Genomic DNA, 15052 nt, shown 5'->3' on the forward strand with positions numbered 1-15052 from the left:
ATATGCCCAAGAATTATTTTTCAAGCAAAGACGGAACAGTAACAAAACGACTGGATGAGGCATGGTCTGATTATCGAAACAGTTCGTTAAGCAAGGAAGATCGACTTAACGCTCTTGATTTTATGATTTATGTTTTTGATATTAAAAAACTTTCCAATAAAAAGAATGTACTTAATGAGCTTTTAGATAATCTAATGCGGGAGAGGGAAAAGAGAAAAAAAGAAAATCCCGACTACATCCCCGTCCTATCTAGAGGAAAATATAAATTAGAACCCAATAGAGTACTCAAACCCACGTCTGAGCCCCAAAAGTCTTCAGAAGCAGATATTCAAACGGCTTTTAACAGGGGTGAATTACTCGATGTTAATGAAAAAGATAAAAGGTTTGATAAAGCAGTAACCACTTTTTTGACCCCACAACAACGAGCAGAATTCAATATTGAAATCAATAATGGTCTATTTCATAAAGAAGGTAAAATTTTTGATTCTTCTCAATCAATAGCCCACAAAAAGCCTGGGTTTGTTGCATTCACTTTAAATACGAATTATGAGCTTTCTGTCTTTGAGCATCAATGTGGGCTATTGGATGAGCAAGGTAGATTATTACTTCACTCTTCGATGAACGCAGGTGCTCCTGTATTAGCTGCGGGTGAAATGGAGATAAAAAATGGCAAATTAATCAGCATTAATACCTACAGCGGACATTACCAACCCTCTTTATATTCTGTAGCACGATTTTTAGAATATTTAAGCAATCGTGGCGTAGATATTACGGAAACTAAACTCTATCTAGAAAATGAACCCAGTAAAGAAACTGGCCTTAAATACCAAAGAGGTCAATATGGTTATGAAATATCCGCAAACGATATTGTACATAGTGTTAAAAAGATTATGACGAGTAACCTTGAATATATTGATGAATATATTAACAGCAGCCGAACAAAATTATTTAATTTTTTCGGAAATAAATTGACCAAAGCTAAGTCTGCGATTGCACAAGAATTTCATGACGAACTGGTGTACACAATGGATACTTTGAAGGATTCCATTTCATTGTCAGATGTAAAAATATCGATTGAGTGCCTCGATTCAATAATCACGAGATATTCAGAAAAACTGAAGCAATTAGCCGGAAATCCTGGACGCTTGGATAATAAATTTTCTGTTCTGAACAGCTTAATTCAAGAGCAGCGAGAAAAGTATGAGCATTTCGATGATCAGGAGGAAGAACAACGAATTGAATGTTTTAAATCTCAACATTAAGAATTAGTAACCATTGGATATCTGATTCTTACTAAAAAGTCTCTTTAGAGACTAAATCCTAATCCCGGTTTCGTGCACTGTCCCTAGAGATAAAATTTCATTAGCTCCGGATCGTAGTTTGCCAGTTTTAATGGGGTTGAAAGCCGCGTTCGTAAACAGGTAATATCATGAGTTCGTGTTTGATTTAAGACTGTTAATGCATGTGCATCATGTTTGGCACTTATGCCTGCATTAGACAAACCTATATGATGCTGTAAACCAGTACCAACTGTCATAATTCTAATATGTGTTGAACGTAACATGGCAAAATCACGACCAATAGATGCCCCCCCCTCTGCGGGCCACCAGGATTCGGTCATGCGTTTTCTCCAATTATAAAATTCCAAATCTCGAGGCAATGCCTCTTCATTGAACTTTGGACAAGGGTAAAATGCGCGATCATTTCGGCAATACTCTTGGGCTATATGAGCCGGAATCCGCAGTTGCTCCTTACCAACTCTGTTAATCCAATGCTCTGCTCGTTGTTGCCAATTCCAGATCCGAAATCCAGCACTGAATTGATGAATCGCATTGATGAGTGGTTGCAAATCAAAATGTTGTTCCCCTTTGATTTCAATATCACCCAGGGTGTAATTAATGCCTCTTTGCATCACTTCATCATACTGTTCTAATAATTGCACACGTAGTTCTTCAGCAATTTTATATCCTCCTCTGATATAAGCTGCATTTTGGAGACAATCAAGCATCAGATTCAACATGTGAATATCCATCGCCCACACCGCGTATTGAAATGCTGAAATATGAAAGAATTCACGCCCGGCATCATCTTTTACGTACGCAGGTCTCGCGAGATAATGAATATGAGAAAAAGGACTCAGTTCGCAGAGCTTTTTAACCATCGCTTCCCCGCCCTTAACTGTATGCACTAATAATTTTTCGGTGATACGAATTGGGTTAGTTAATGAATAAAAGTGCTTGGATACTCCAGCGATTGAAGAAACCATAGGTTCGGGTTGTTTTCTTCGGGCAAAGAATAAAATTGTATCCGTTAGTTCCGGTATACACCATAGAATATGGGGTTCATTTTGGGTGGTCTTATCAATTAGAGCAGTTCCAGGACCTTTTTTTAGCTTTCTTTTCTTTTTTTTGGGAGGGTAGTGAAAAGCCATTTCGATGATCCTTACGATTAAAAGTCGACAATACATACTCCATACAGAGTAACTGCCCTCCTAACGACGTCAACTTCAATATCTTCTTTTTATCCGCAATTTTAAGATGAACCAAGTCAATACATCGGGTATAATAGGAAATTTTTAAATCCGACTGCCTAAGCTATGCCCATAAATACCTTACTTTATAAATCGACACAGGCTAAACAAGTATGGGGTCAGCTCCATGGAAGCAGCTTGGCGCTAGCACTTGCTGAATATTGTCAACAAACTCCCGGAATTAAGTTATTGATTGCCCAAGATAATCTCAGTGCAAATCAATTGCAAGCGGAGTTGAATTTCTTTCTCAATCCCGACAGTCCTCAAGAACTGTTATTTTTTCCGGATTGGGAAACGCTCCCTTATGACCAATTTTCACCCCACCAGGACATTATTTCAGAACGGTTGTACACCTTAAGCCGTATTCAACAAGTGACTGATGCTATTGTCATCACTTCGGCAAGCACATTAATGCACAGACTATGTCCTCCCGAATTTTTAAATCAATATGCTTTAATGCTAAAAGAAGGGCAAAAACTGGACTTAACCGCTTTTCGTAATCAATTACAACAAGCGGGTTATCATTGTGTGAATAAAGTACTTGAGCACGGAGAATTTGCCCTACGCGGATCCATTATTGATGTTTATCCGATGGGTTCCGGTTTACCCTTTCGTATTGAACTTTTTGACGATGAAATAGAAAGTCTACGCGAATTTGACACAGAAACCCAGCGCACAATAGAAAAAATAAAAGAAATCAATGTGTTACCTGCCCGCGAGTTTCCTTTAAACGAACAAAGTCAGCTCCTGTTTCGACGGGCTTTTAGAGAACTCTTTCCTGGCAATCCAAGTCAATGCCCTATTTATGAAGCGATCACTGAGGGACAATTCCCTTCAGGAATTGAATATTACCTTCCCTTATTTTTTGAAAAAACGGTTACTTTTTTCGACTATCTCCCAGAAAATGCCAAGATTTGTTTGATTGAAACGATTCAAAATAATGCAGAACAATTTTGGCAAGAATTAAACGAACGCTATGAGCAAAGACGATATGACGTCAGTAGACCTATTTTATCTCCCCCTGCTTGTTTTATTAATCCAACTGAATTGTTAACTAAAGCCAATACCTACGAGCAATTGCGTCTGTTCCAAAATCCTTCGGATAAAAAAGGGGCTGTGGTTAATTTTGATATTACTCCGGGCCCACAATTACCAATCGATAGGAAAACACAAGAACCCCTAAACCAACTTCGTACTTATTGTGCAGACACAACACGTCGTTATTTGATTGTAGTCGAGAGTGCGGGGCGGCGTGAAGTGTTACTGGATTTGCTTAAACCAAGCAGCATTAATCCTAAAGTACAATCTTCCTGGCACGATTTCATTAACGATAATGCTCCGATCAACATCACTACCGGAGACCTCATTTACGGATGTGAATTAAGACAAAGTCATATCGTGATTATTGTTGAATCCCAATTGTTTGGTGAACAAAGTACACCGCAAAGGCGCAGTGCGCAAAAAACAGTTGATCCTGACTTAATTATCCGTGACATGGCTGAACTTCGTGTTGGTGCGCCTGTAGTTCATCTGCAATTTGGTGTAGGACGTTATCAAGGATTACAGCATATAGAATCCAATGGGATTGCGAGTGAATTTTTAGTCCTAACCTATGCAGGCGAGGACAAGATTTATGTTCCTGTGACCTCACTTCACTTAATTAGCCGATATACTGGGGTTGATAGTGAACATGCCCCCTTACATAGACTCGGTTCAGATCAATGGCAAAAAGAAAGGAAAAAGGCCGCTGAAAAAATTCATGATGTGGCCATCGAGTTACTTGATCTCTACGCCAAAAGAGAAGCCCAACCTGGACACCAATATCAAATCGATCATAACGAATACGTTAAATTTGCCAGTGCCTTTCCATTTACAGAAACACCGGATCAATTACAGGCAATCGAGCAAATCATAAAAGATATGGAATCCCCGAGACCAATGGATCGTTTAATTTGTGGCGATGTAGGTTTTGGTAAAACTGAAGTAGCGATGCGCGCCGCTTTTGTTGCAGTGCAAAACAATAAACAAGTCTGTATTCTTGTCCCAACTACTTTGCTGGCAGGACAACACTTTGAATCGTTCCGAGATCGATTTGCGGACTTTCCCATTAATATTGAGTTACTTTCACGTTTTCGCTCAGCTAAAGAAACTGAGGCAGTGCTTGCCTCATTAAAATCGGGAACGGTTGATATAGTCATCGGGACTCATAAATTATTTCAAAGCAAGATTGCTTTTAAAAATCTTGGATTGCTTATTATTGATGAAGAACATCGTTTTGGGGTCAAACAAAAGGAGCACATCAAAGCACTACGTACCCATGTGGATATTCTTTCCATGACTGCGACCCCTATTCCTAGAACATTGAATATGGCAATGGCAGGAATAAGGGACATTTCTCTAATGACCACACCTCCAGCGAAACGTCTCGCAATTAAAACTTTTTGGCAAGAAAAAAAGGACCCTATCGTCCGTGAGGCGATACTAAGAGAAATCCTTAGGGGGGGGCAGGTTTTTTTCCTGCATAATAATGTAGAAACCATTGATCGAGTGTGTCAGGATTTACAAACCCTAGTTCCTGAAGCAAAAATACGCTCAGCTCATGGCCAAATGCGTGAACGTGAATTAGAACGAGTCATGTCCGATTTTTATCATCACCGTTTTAATGTATTGGTCTGTACCACCATCATTGAAACCGGTATCGACATTCCCACTGCCAATACGATTATTATTGATCGCGCTGATAAATTTGGTTTAGCCCAATTGCATCAATTACGTGGACGTGTAGGTCGCTCGCATCATCAAGCCTATGCCTACCTACTTACTCCGAATGAAAAATTATTGACCTCTGATGCCGTGAAACGTTTGGAAGCCATTGTCTCCTTGGAAGATTTAGGCGCAGGCTTCACCTTAGCAACCCATGATCTTGAAATTCGTGGGGCGGGTGAGCTTTTAGGAGAAGAGCAAAGTGGCAACATGCAAGCAATTGGATTTAATTTGTTTATGGAAATGCTCGATAGAGCAGTTCATGATTTAAAAGCTGGAAAGACACCTGAATTATCCGCTCCAATGCATCAAGGACCCGAGATCGATTTACGAATCAGTGCGATTATTCCTGATGAATACATTCCAGATATCCATAATCGGCTGATTATGTATAAACGAATTGCCAACGCAAAGACCAAAGAGCAGTTGCATGACTTACATGTTGAATTGATTGACCGATTCGGTTTATTACCTCATCAAGTCAAGCATTTATTATTGATTACGGAATTAAAATTAAAAGCCGAAAAAATGGGAATTCAAAAAATCAGCGCCGGCTCGCAACAGGGAAAACTGGAGTTTTCTGAAAATCCCTCCATTGATCCTGGCGTTTTGATTCATTTGATTCAAGTTCATGCGAAAAGATATCAAATGGATGGTCCTCAACGCTTACGATTTAACCTAGACAGTACTGATTCGGAAGGACGAATTTTTGAGATTAGTTCTCTACTCAATAAATTATCAGGTAAGGACGCCCAATAACCAAAGCATTCTCTGTACGATGAACCCTAAGAAAAGAGAACAACTCTAGAACCTGGATACAGTCCTTTTGGCTGTATCCAGGATTAGCAAGTATCCTCATGTTACTGAATCGCAAGAAATACGAATATCACAGGTTAAAGCCCCAAATAATGTGGATTTTAACTAGTCCCACCGACGGTCAAAGCATCTATTTTTAGAGTAGGTTGACCGACACCAACAGGAACGGATTGTCCCTCTTTACCGCAAACGCCAATTCCACGATCTAATCCCAGATCATTTCCAATCATACTGATTTTTTTCATCACGTCAGGCCCATTGCCGATTAAGGTTGCTCCTTTAACTGGTGCAGTAATCTTACCATTCTCAATGAGATAAGCCTCACTTGCAGAAAATACAAATTGACCAGAAGTAATATCAACTTGTCCCCCTCCAAAATTCACCGCATACAAGCCACGTTGTACAGAACGAATAATTTCTTCGGGGTCATGTTGCCCTGCCAACATGTAGGTATTGGTCATTCTGGGCATGGGTACGTGTGCATAAGATTCACGTCGGCAATTGCCTGTGGATTGCATGCCCATCAATTTGGCATTCAACTTGTCTTGCATATAATTCACCAAAACGCCATTATCGATCAATGTAGTGCATTGCGATGGAGTTCCTTCATCATCAATAGTGATGGAACCTCGTCGGTCTTTCAATGTACCGTCGTCAACTACCGTAACACCTGGTGCAGCCACTTGTTGGCCAATACGCCCCGAGAAAGCAGATAATCCCTTGCGATTAAAATCACCTTCCAAACCATGCCCGACGGCTTCATGCAATAATACGCCTGGCCAACCTGGTCCCAAAACGACAGGCATTGTTCCTGCAGGTGCCGGTTGGGCCTCCAAATTAATCAATGCTTCGCGCACAGCTTCTCGTGCATAGCTTAGAGCGTTGTCTTTTTCGTGAAAGTAGGAATAAGGCACTCGACCACCCCCTCCAGAACGAGCAGACTCCCGTTTTCCATGCTTGTCTTCTACAATAACGCTCACGTTGATACTGACCAAAGGTCTCACATCTGCAATCATTTGCCCATGCATTCCAGCGACCATCACGACTTCGTAGCAACCACTTAATGAAGCATTGACCTGAATGACGCGCGGATCGATGCGGCGAGCTTCTTTATCAATCGCCTCTAATAAAGCAATTTTCTCTTGTTTGCTCATCCCCTCAATAGGATTTAATCCTTGATAGCGACTGATTGCAGCACTTTGAACTTGAATGGATTGAACGGGTTTGGAACCAGTGAGGGCAATAGAACGAGCCGCATCAGCTGCGCGCAACATCGAAGGAAATAAAATATCATCGCAATAAGCAAAACCTGTTTTATCACCACTAACCGCTCGAATACCCACCCCTCTATCCAAAGAAAAACTACCGCTTTTGACCACAGAGTCTTCTAAGTACCAGGACTCATAGCTGCAACTTTGGAAATAGAGATCCGCATCATCAATATGATGGCTCATCATGGTTCTAAATAATTTTTCTATACCCGTCTCATCTAATGATGCAGGAGCTAGTAAAATTTTTTTTGCTGTAGTAAGGGCTTCTGTCATTTAATCATTACCTTTTTAATAAAACTGTTATTCATAGAGTTTAAACTCTATTATAAGTTTAATACATGGTGTTCCAAACAGGGGAAATTTCGACGTAATTCGTGCTGATTTTGTAAATCGATCTCTGCCGTCACTACACCCACACCTATTTCATGCTGTGTCAGGACTTTACCCCAAGGATCAACAACCATGCTATGACCAAAAGTACTCCGCCCATTTTCATGCCGCCCGCCTTGGTTGGCTGCTAAAACATAACAAAGATTTTCAATCGCTCGGGCTCGCAACAATACTTCCCAATGAGCAAGACCTGTTACGGCTGTAAATGCAGAAGGGACGGTAAACAATTGCGCTCCTTTGAACATCAGGAGTTGATAAAGTTCTGGAAAACGTAAATCGTAACAAACCGTCAATCCAATTTTTCCAATCGGAGTATCTACTAGAGCCAAATCATGCCCGCGCTCAATAGACATCGATTCTTTATATGCCTCTCCTGCTGAGACGCTTACATCAAATAAGTGAATTTTATCGTAACGCGCAGCGCACTTACCTTGGGCGTCATAAACCAAACAACTCGCACGTACTTTAGAGCCCATACCTTTAAGAGGGATTGTTCCGGCAATAATCCACAAACCGAATTTTTTTGCCAATTGACTGATTTTTTCTTGTATTGGACCTACACCAAAAACTTCACCAATCTGCAATTTATCGGTTTCATGAAGCCCCATAAATGCGAAATTTTCAGGCAAAAGTACCAGTTCTGCCTGTTCGTCACGGGCTTGCTTAATCAGTTGTTCCACTTGTTGTAAATTCTCAGCAACATGTGCTGAGGAAACCATTTGTACTAATGCTGCCCGTGCCATAATAAATCCTAAAATTTTGACTTAAAAACGGTCGAAACATATATCCAAAGTAGCCTGCGTACAGCGAATTGCCCCTCATCACAACGGTAAGGAGCGATAAGGGGGAACGGCGCTGTAACCGGTTTACAATACTACTATAGTACTATAGAACCTCAAAACAAAAATACTTTGTTTTAAAACTTGAAATATAGGAAACTAACCCATAGATATGCTAGACTAAATATAAACATAGAGGAGCTTCAAACAATGAACCGAAATGATGTCACCATCCTTACACGACGTAATGAATCAGTGCTTTCGAGTAATAAGGTACTGCGTAACACTTATCTATTATTAGGTCTGACATTTTTGTTCAGTGCGTTTATGGCAGTTTTATCTCTTACAAGTGGCGCACGTCCCATGAACCCTCTTCTGATGATAGTTGGTGTTTATGGTTTGATGTTTTTGACTCAAGCTTTAAGAAACAGTGTTTGGGGTTTAGTCAGTGTTTTTGCCTTTACCGGCTTCCTGGGGTATACCTTAGGACCAGTACTTAGCGCCTACATTAGTCATTTCAGTAACGGCCCACAATTAATTGCAACGGCCTTAGGCGGTACTGGTATCATTTTCTTTGCTTTATCTGGTTATGCATTAACAACGAAAAAAGATTTTAGCTTCCTGGGCGGATTTCTTTTTGTAGGTATGATGGTCGTTTTATTGGCGATGATTGCAGGAATTTTCATTCACATCCCTGCTTTGCAATTAGCCATTTCAGCTGCTTTCATACTGATTTCTTCAGGATTAATTCTCATGCAAACCAGTGCAATTATTCATGAAGGTGAAACCAATTACATTTCAGCTACAGTAGGTCTTTTTGTATCGATTTATAACTTGTTCGTCAGCTTGCTTAACATATTAGGTGCGTTTTCAGGCCGCGACTAGTTATCCATTCTCCTCTACCTGAATCCCGGTTAGTTTTTTTGCCGGGATTTTTTTTGTATTTTTGCAAGACTTGAAGTGGTCAATAAGATATAAAAGGTACGAACCACCACGTGTTGCTGATTTATGCTCCCTCAATAGCCTAACTAAAGCCTATCACAAGCAACAAAAATAAAACGTATCGTCCAATTGTTGAATAAAAACGCAGAATTAATTATAATCTACCATTATTTACTTTTTTTTAAAAAAATGGCTATTAGTCAAAAAATGATTGAGGAGCTAGCTCCCAAAATTCAATCAGACTGGTTTTCTGTTCAAGGTAACGTTGCCGACAGCATCGTGGACCAAACGAATTCCCTCCCTTGCTGGCAATTTAGAATTAGTATTAAACCTAATCGAAAAAATGCCTTAAAAGCTCTGAAAGCGCTCGCCACCATCAAACAATTTCAAACTAACTTTCATCCAGAATTTAAAGTATTTTTACCCGACGATAACGATAATTTAAGTACATGGGATCCTTCGTTGCATGGAGGAGATAGAGACCAAAGAGGAAAAGAAATTTGTGTTTATATGGAATACTGTCTATCTAAGAACAAGCCTGAATATTATGAGGGGCAAGCTTACCCTAATCCCGCATATTTAAAGATATTAATGTTGAGTATATGGAAAGCCTTGCAAGATGAAGGGGTAGAGTTAGCATACAGCAGTCCTTCTAGAGGCGAGAAGGAGGTTCATTGCGAACAGGAATTTATTACTCCATTTACCTATAGTTCAAATAAGCCGTATAAAAAACGACATGGGATTTTGCATCAGCATGACGATTATAATCCAGAGCGATATCAAGACCCATTAGAAAGCGTTTCGATTAGTTTGAAAGATTTACAAGAGTATCGTATTCATCCACTAGGAGTGGTTAAATCTGCGCAGCGATTAATTTACCATTTTCAGCATTATCGATTAAGAAAATCAGAAACAGATAAGGAGCTCAAAGAACTCCTACACTCGGCGAAAGAAAATGCTGAGAGTACAGACAAGGTATTTAATGATTATCAAGAAGTGGTTCAAGTATTAAATAATCTACTTAGAGAACAATCAAGCGTTAGTCTGGAAAAATTAACAAACGATTACATTCAACTTTTAAAAGAAAAGGAAGTATCATTATCACTTCCATCTGAAGCGACATTACCTGAAAAATCTTTCTCAAAACATCTTCAAATATTAATGGCCTTGGTACAATTAGAAGATAAATCCGAGGTTAATATTAGATCGAAAATTTTCAACTATTTTCCGGAAACAATAAAGACTGAAATGAGTGCCGCGAAAGATCCGGAATTCTATAGCCTATGTATCCAGAACTTAGTTAAAGATATAAAAAGATCACTGGATAATGAAAAAAGATTAAGCGTTCTAGAAATGATGGAACTTAATCCTGAGTTAAATCAAGAAGATTGTGAAACAGCTTTTGACTACTACCCGCAAAGGTTCCAGACAATATATCAAAAACTTGTTCATTCTGAGAATGAAAAAATGGCTATTTTGAAGGAATATAAACGCTTTCTTTCATTACCCAAAATAGCGAGCTTTCCCGGTTCTTATAGTGAAATCACTTATGAAATAAGTGATAAACTGAAACAAGCAAGAGCAATTTTAGATGATTATACAAAAAGTAACTCTTGGATAAGTAGAGTTATTCATGCTCATTGGAATAGACATCATGTAGTTGATGTTAATAAAATTGTGAAGGCACTCGATACAGGAGAAATTTCCTCTATGGAGGAATTATCAGTTCGTCTGGCTAAAATCCCCTTGAAAAATCCTAAGGGTTCTTTAGCAAGACGCATGGAGTTTATTTTATTGCCTTATGCTCAAAGTTTAAACTATCCAAAAGACCAAAACGACAATGAAGAGCGTTTGTTGCTATCATGAACCATTAATCTTGAAAGCACTAACACGTCGAACAAAGGAAATGTTTTATCAATAAAGAAAGATCACAAAGAAAATCATATCTTGGTGACGATTTATGAAAAACGATTATTAACTTTGTTGCCAGGTAGCTTTCGCCCTGAATAGTTCGGGCAAATCATCTACAGTCTTTCTTATCTCTTGAGGTAAGGCAAACAAATCACGAGATTTTTGGTAATACACACCTAATGGAACTGGATAATCTGGAAAAGACAACGAAGCAAGACGCATTGCTGCATTGAAATTGCTGGGGTCATGATGATAAATATCCTCTGCATCAGCTGGGGCACAGATCAATTGCTCATCTTTTACCAGCAATGCCTTGTCTTTTTGTACGCCAAATAGCAAGGGTTGCCCTTCTTCCAATACCACTGTATTTTCGGCTCGATTACTTTTAACCGCAAATTCATCAAAAGCACCATGATTGAAGATATTGCAATCTTGATAGATTTCTACAAATGAACAGCCCTGATGTTCCTGGGCTTTTCTTAAGATAGTACTCAAATGAACAGGATCTTTGTCTACTGCACGAGCTACGAAGCTTGCACCAGCCGCTAACGCTAAGGTCAGGGGATTTACCGGTTCCGTTGCTACCCCCTTAGGAGAAGTTTTGGTTACTTGGCCTTTTTGTGATGTGGGTGAAAATTGTCCTTTAGTTAAGCCATACACCTGATTATTAAATAATAAAATATTAACATTGACGTTACGACGTAAAATATGAATTAAATGATTACCGCCAATACTTAAAGCGTCACCATCTCCGGTAATTACCCAAACGCATAAATCGTCACGAAGTGCCTTTAATCCAGTTGCAACTGCTGTGGCTCGGCCATGAATGGTATGAAATCCATACGTATTCATGTAGTAAGGCAATCGTCCTGCGCATCCTATACCTGAAATAAAAACATGCTGTTCTGGAGCGAACCCTAAATCAGGCAACATTTTTTGTAACGCCATTAAGATGGCATAATCACCACAGCCAGGACACCAGCGAACTTCATTTGCATTAGCGAAATCTTCACGTTTATAGTTATTATTCATAATGGGCTTCCGCTTTGATAGTTTTCACCAGATGACTGACAGTAAAAGGCTGACCATTCGATTGACTTATCACTTGCGCATCAACCAAATAGTTTGCCCGAATAATCTGACATAAATGCCCTGAATTTAATTCAGCAACCAAAACTTTATCGTATTTTTTTACAATAGCGCCTAAATCTTCGGGTAAAGGATTGAGATGACGTAAATGTACATAAGCAATCGCTAATCCTTGTTCCAAGCACTGCAAAACTGCTGATTTTAAGCTGCCGTAAGTGCTGCCCCAACCAATTAAAATGATTGATGCATTGGCATCCCCTTCAATCGTCAAAGGAGCATATTCTCGTGCAATCCCATTAATTTTCTGTTGTCGTAAAAGAACCATTTTTTGGTGATTTTCAGCATCATAACTTACCCGACCCTCTTCACCTTGTTTTTCTAGGCCGCCCAATTGATGAATAAATCCCGGCGTCCCAGGTTTATTCCAGCTACGACTTAAAAATTCATCCCGCGTAAATGGCTTTGGAAAACGGTTAAATTCAATTTGAGGTACTTTTAAAGACGCTGCCTCTGGTATTTTCCACGGCTCCGCTGCATTGGCCAGATAAGCATCCAGTAAAACAATCACGGGAGTCATGTATTTCACCGCCAAACAAAATGCCTCTAGCACTGTATTAAAACAATCTGCTGCGGATTGTGCTGCCAATACCGGTAATGGCGCTTCGCCATGTCGCCCGTAAAGTGCTTGTCGTAAATCACTTTGACTTGTTTTTGTGGGCAATCCTGTAGAAGCTCCTGCGCGTTGTACATCAAGCAAAACCAGGGGTAATTCAGCCACCACAGCCAAACCAAGACTTTCACTTTTTAAATCCAAACCCGGTCCGGAAGTTGTCGTTAAAGCCAATCTGCCACCATATGCAGCACCAATACACGCACAAATGGCAGCAATTTCGTCTTCTGCTTGCAATAACTGCACTCCATAATCAGCTAGACGCGCACATTCATGCAGTATTGCTGACGAAGGTGTAATCGGGTATCCTGAAACTAACATTGGGACTTGCGTTGAAGTTGCAAGTGCGGCAAGTGCTAAGCCTACTGCTTCAACCCCGGTAATTTGGCGATACTCCCCCACATCTCGATTTACTTCGCCCAGCATATAGTCACGGCGCGTTAACTCTAAGGTCATGCCATAATTGTATCCGGCTAATAAAGCCAATTGATTGGCTTGGGCAACCATAGGATTTGCTTTGAATTTTTTGGTAATGAATGCTTCGCACGCTGTTGTGGATAAATCAAATAACCACAGTACCAAACCCAAAACATAAAAATTCTTGGTTTTTGTCGCTTGCGGCTTTGTTAATTCAAGCGAAGATACGGCTTGTAAGGTCTGGGTAATTAAAGGAAATGAAATAATTTGATAATGCTCGGCGCAATTATCAAGAAAGCTCTTGTCCATTCCAGCCCTTTGCCAGTCTTTGTCCTGATAGCTGTCCTCATTGATAATGAGCAAACCACCTTGATTCAAATGTTGCAAAGAATTTTTTAATGCAGCAGGATTTAAAGCAACCAGTACATCAAGGGACTCACCTGCGGTAAAAATAGCATGCTCGGCCATTGCCAGTTGAAAACCAGAAACCCCAGCCACAGTGCCTGCTGGCGCTCGAATTTCTGCAGGAAAGTCAGGTAAAGTCCGTACATCACGACCAGTAAGTGCCGCACTGATAGTGAGTTGTTCCCCCACCAATTGGACACCATCACCTGAATCCCCAGTAATCCGAATTACAATAACGTCAGATGTTGACATAAAGTCTTGCTTCCTGCATGAGTTGACGCATGTGTCTTACTGCCTCTTTCATACCACAAAATAGAGCTCGGGCAATAATCGCATGGCCAATGTTAAGTTCGTGTAATTCATTTATAGCCGCTATGGCTTGTACATTATGATAGTTGAGACCATGGCCTGCATTGACAATCAAATTTAAGCTGGCCGCATATTCCGCAGCGTGTCTTATCCGTTCTAATTCACGCTGTTGTTGTTCCACATCGACGGCATCCGCATAACAACCTGTGTGCAATTCAATCACAGGAGCGCCAACATCTGCTGCAGCCGCAATTTGATCAGGTTCTGGATCAATAAATAAAGAAACTTCACTACCTATAGCCTGCAAACGTCTTACTGCATTTTCTACCGATTTTCGATGTGTGAGCACATCTAAACCACCTTCTGTGGTTATCTCTTCCCGCTTTTCTGGAACCAAACACGTATGTTCAGGTGCAATTTCTTCTGCAAAATCGAGCATCGCGTCGGTTACTGCCAATTCAAGATTCATTCGCGTTTGTAATACTTGTTTAATCAAACGTACATCGCGAGCCTGGATATGGCGTAAATCTTCTCTCATATGTAAAGTAATACCATCAGCACCAGCTTCTTCGGCATCCATCGCAGCTTGAACCGGATCAGGGTAGCGGGTTCCGCGCGCTTGACGTACAGTAGCTATATGATCGATATTGACACCCAGTAATATTGGCTTATTCATGCAACACCTTACTAAATAAAATAAAGAGTATAAGGTCCATCATGGCCTAGAGCAAGAACCCTATTTATTTAAGGTGGGAAGAAA

At 40.1% G+C, this 15052-nt stretch carries 10 protein-coding genes; 4 read left to right on the forward strand and 6 right to left on the reverse strand.

Going from position 1 to position 15052, the window contains the following annotated elements; genetic code table 11:
- The first annotated feature begins 2 nt into the window (after positions 1 to 2).
- A complete protein-coding gene (locus OQJ13_RS02800; RefSeq protein WP_265709042.1) occupies positions 3 to 1262 on the forward strand; it encodes a hypothetical protein in 1260 nt (419 codons plus the stop codon).
- A gap of 83 nt (positions 1263 to 1345) precedes the next feature.
- On the opposite strand, the gene OQJ13_RS02805 is transcribed toward OQJ13_RS02800, so the two are convergent.
- Positions 1346 to 2431, reverse strand: coding sequence for a hypothetical protein (locus OQJ13_RS02805; RefSeq protein WP_265709044.1), 1086 nt, complete (start codon positions 2429 to 2431; stop codon positions 1346 to 1348).
- 165 nt (positions 2432 to 2596) lie between these two features.
- On the opposite strand from OQJ13_RS02805, the gene mfd reads away from it, so the two are divergent.
- The gene (mfd, locus tag OQJ13_RS02810; RefSeq protein WP_265709046.1) at positions 2597 to 6052 is read left to right on the forward strand and encodes a transcription-repair coupling factor; all 3456 of its coding nucleotides are present in this window, start codon (positions 2597 to 2599) and stop codon (positions 6050 to 6052) included.
- A 158-nt stretch (positions 6053 to 6210) separates the two neighbouring features.
- Here mfd and tldD read toward each other — a convergent pair whose 3' ends face one another.
- Positions 6211 to 7653: a metalloprotease TldD gene (tldD, locus tag OQJ13_RS02815; RefSeq protein WP_265709047.1), complete on the reverse strand. Its 1443-nt coding sequence runs from the start codon at positions 7651 to 7653 to the stop codon at positions 6211 to 6213.
- A gap of 50 nt (positions 7654 to 7703) precedes the next feature.
- Positions 7704 to 8513, reverse strand: a complete 810-nt coding sequence (locus tag OQJ13_RS02820) for a carbon-nitrogen hydrolase family protein (RefSeq protein WP_265709049.1) — start codon at positions 8511 to 8513, stop codon at positions 7704 to 7706.
- A gap of 246 nt (positions 8514 to 8759) precedes the next feature.
- Here OQJ13_RS02820 and OQJ13_RS02825 point away from each other — a divergent pair, with 246 nt between their 5' ends.
- Both OQJ13_RS02825 and OQJ13_RS02830 read left to right on the forward strand, forming a co-directional pair.
- Entirely contained in the window at positions 8760 to 9434 is a 675-nt protein-coding gene (locus OQJ13_RS02825) for a Bax inhibitor-1/YccA family protein (RefSeq protein WP_265709051.1), read from the forward strand.
- A gap of 186 nt (positions 9435 to 9620) precedes the next feature.
- Positions 9621 to 11357, forward strand: coding sequence for a DUF5617 domain-containing protein (locus tag OQJ13_RS02830; protein ID WP_265709053.1), 1737 nt, complete (start codon positions 9621 to 9623; stop codon positions 11355 to 11357).
- A 108-nt stretch (positions 11358 to 11465) separates the two neighbouring features.
- Here the strand turns inward: OQJ13_RS02830 and OQJ13_RS02835 are convergent, their stop codons facing one another.
- Genes OQJ13_RS02835 through pdxJ form a run of 3 tightly spaced genes read right to left on the reverse strand, consistent with a single transcriptional unit; the run spans position 11466 to position 14968 of the window.
- Positions 11466 to 12434, reverse strand: coding sequence for a 2-oxoacid:ferredoxin oxidoreductase subunit beta (locus OQJ13_RS02835; RefSeq protein WP_265709056.1), 969 nt, complete (start codon positions 12432 to 12434; stop codon positions 11466 to 11468).
- On the reverse strand, positions 12427 to 14235 hold the full coding sequence (locus OQJ13_RS02840) for a 2-oxoacid:acceptor oxidoreductase subunit alpha (RefSeq protein ID WP_265709058.1): 1809 nt from the start codon (positions 14233 to 14235) through the stop codon (positions 12427 to 12429). Before OQJ13_RS02840 ends, OQJ13_RS02835 begins: the two co-directional genes overlap by 8 nt.
- Positions 14222 to 14968: a pyridoxine 5'-phosphate synthase gene (pdxJ, locus tag OQJ13_RS02845; RefSeq protein WP_265709060.1), complete on the reverse strand. Its 747-nt coding sequence runs from the start codon at positions 14966 to 14968 to the stop codon at positions 14222 to 14224. The genes OQJ13_RS02840 and pdxJ overlap by 14 nt, the downstream gene beginning before the upstream one ends.
- Between the last annotated feature and the right edge of the window lie 84 nt (positions 14969 to 15052).

It is taken from the genome of Legionella sp. PATHC035 (assembly GCF_026191115.1).
Lineage (GTDB): Bacteria > Pseudomonadota > Gammaproteobacteria > Legionellales > Legionellaceae > Legionella.

What these genes read in the sequence shown, in the direction of transcription:
- OQJ13_RS02805 (WP_265709044.1), bottom strand. Translation starts at nt 2,431, where the DNA reads ATGGCTTTTCACTACCCTCCCAAAAAAAAGAAAAGAAAGCTAAAAAAA.
- OQJ13_RS02820 (WP_265709049.1), bottom strand. Translation starts at nt 8,513, where the DNA reads ATGGCACGGGCAGCATTAGTACAAATGGTTTCCTCAGCACATGTTGCT.
- OQJ13_RS02840 (WP_265709058.1), bottom strand. Translation starts at nt 14,235, where the DNA reads ATGTCAACATCTGACGTTATTGTAATTCGGATTACTGGGGATTCAGGT.
- tldD (WP_265709047.1), bottom strand. Translation starts at nt 7,653, where the DNA reads ATGACAGAAGCCCTTACTACAGCAAAAAAAATTTTACTAGCTCCTGCA.
- OQJ13_RS02835 (WP_265709056.1), bottom strand. Translation starts at nt 12,434, where the DNA reads ATGAATAATAACTATAAACGTGAAGATTTCGCTAATGCAAATGAAGTT.
- OQJ13_RS02825 (WP_265709051.1), top strand. Translation starts at nt 8,760, where the DNA reads ATGAACCGAAATGATGTCACCATCCTTACACGACGTAATGAATCAGTG.
- OQJ13_RS02800 (WP_265709042.1), top strand. Translation starts at nt 3, where the DNA reads ATGCCCAAGAATTATTTTTCAAGCAAAGACGGAACAGTAACAAAACGA.
- mfd (WP_265709046.1), top strand. Translation starts at nt 2,597, where the DNA reads ATGCCCATAAATACCTTACTTTATAAATCGACACAGGCTAAACAAGTA.
- pdxJ (WP_265709060.1), bottom strand. Translation starts at nt 14,968, where the DNA reads ATGAATAAGCCAATATTACTGGGTGTCAATATCGATCATATAGCTACT.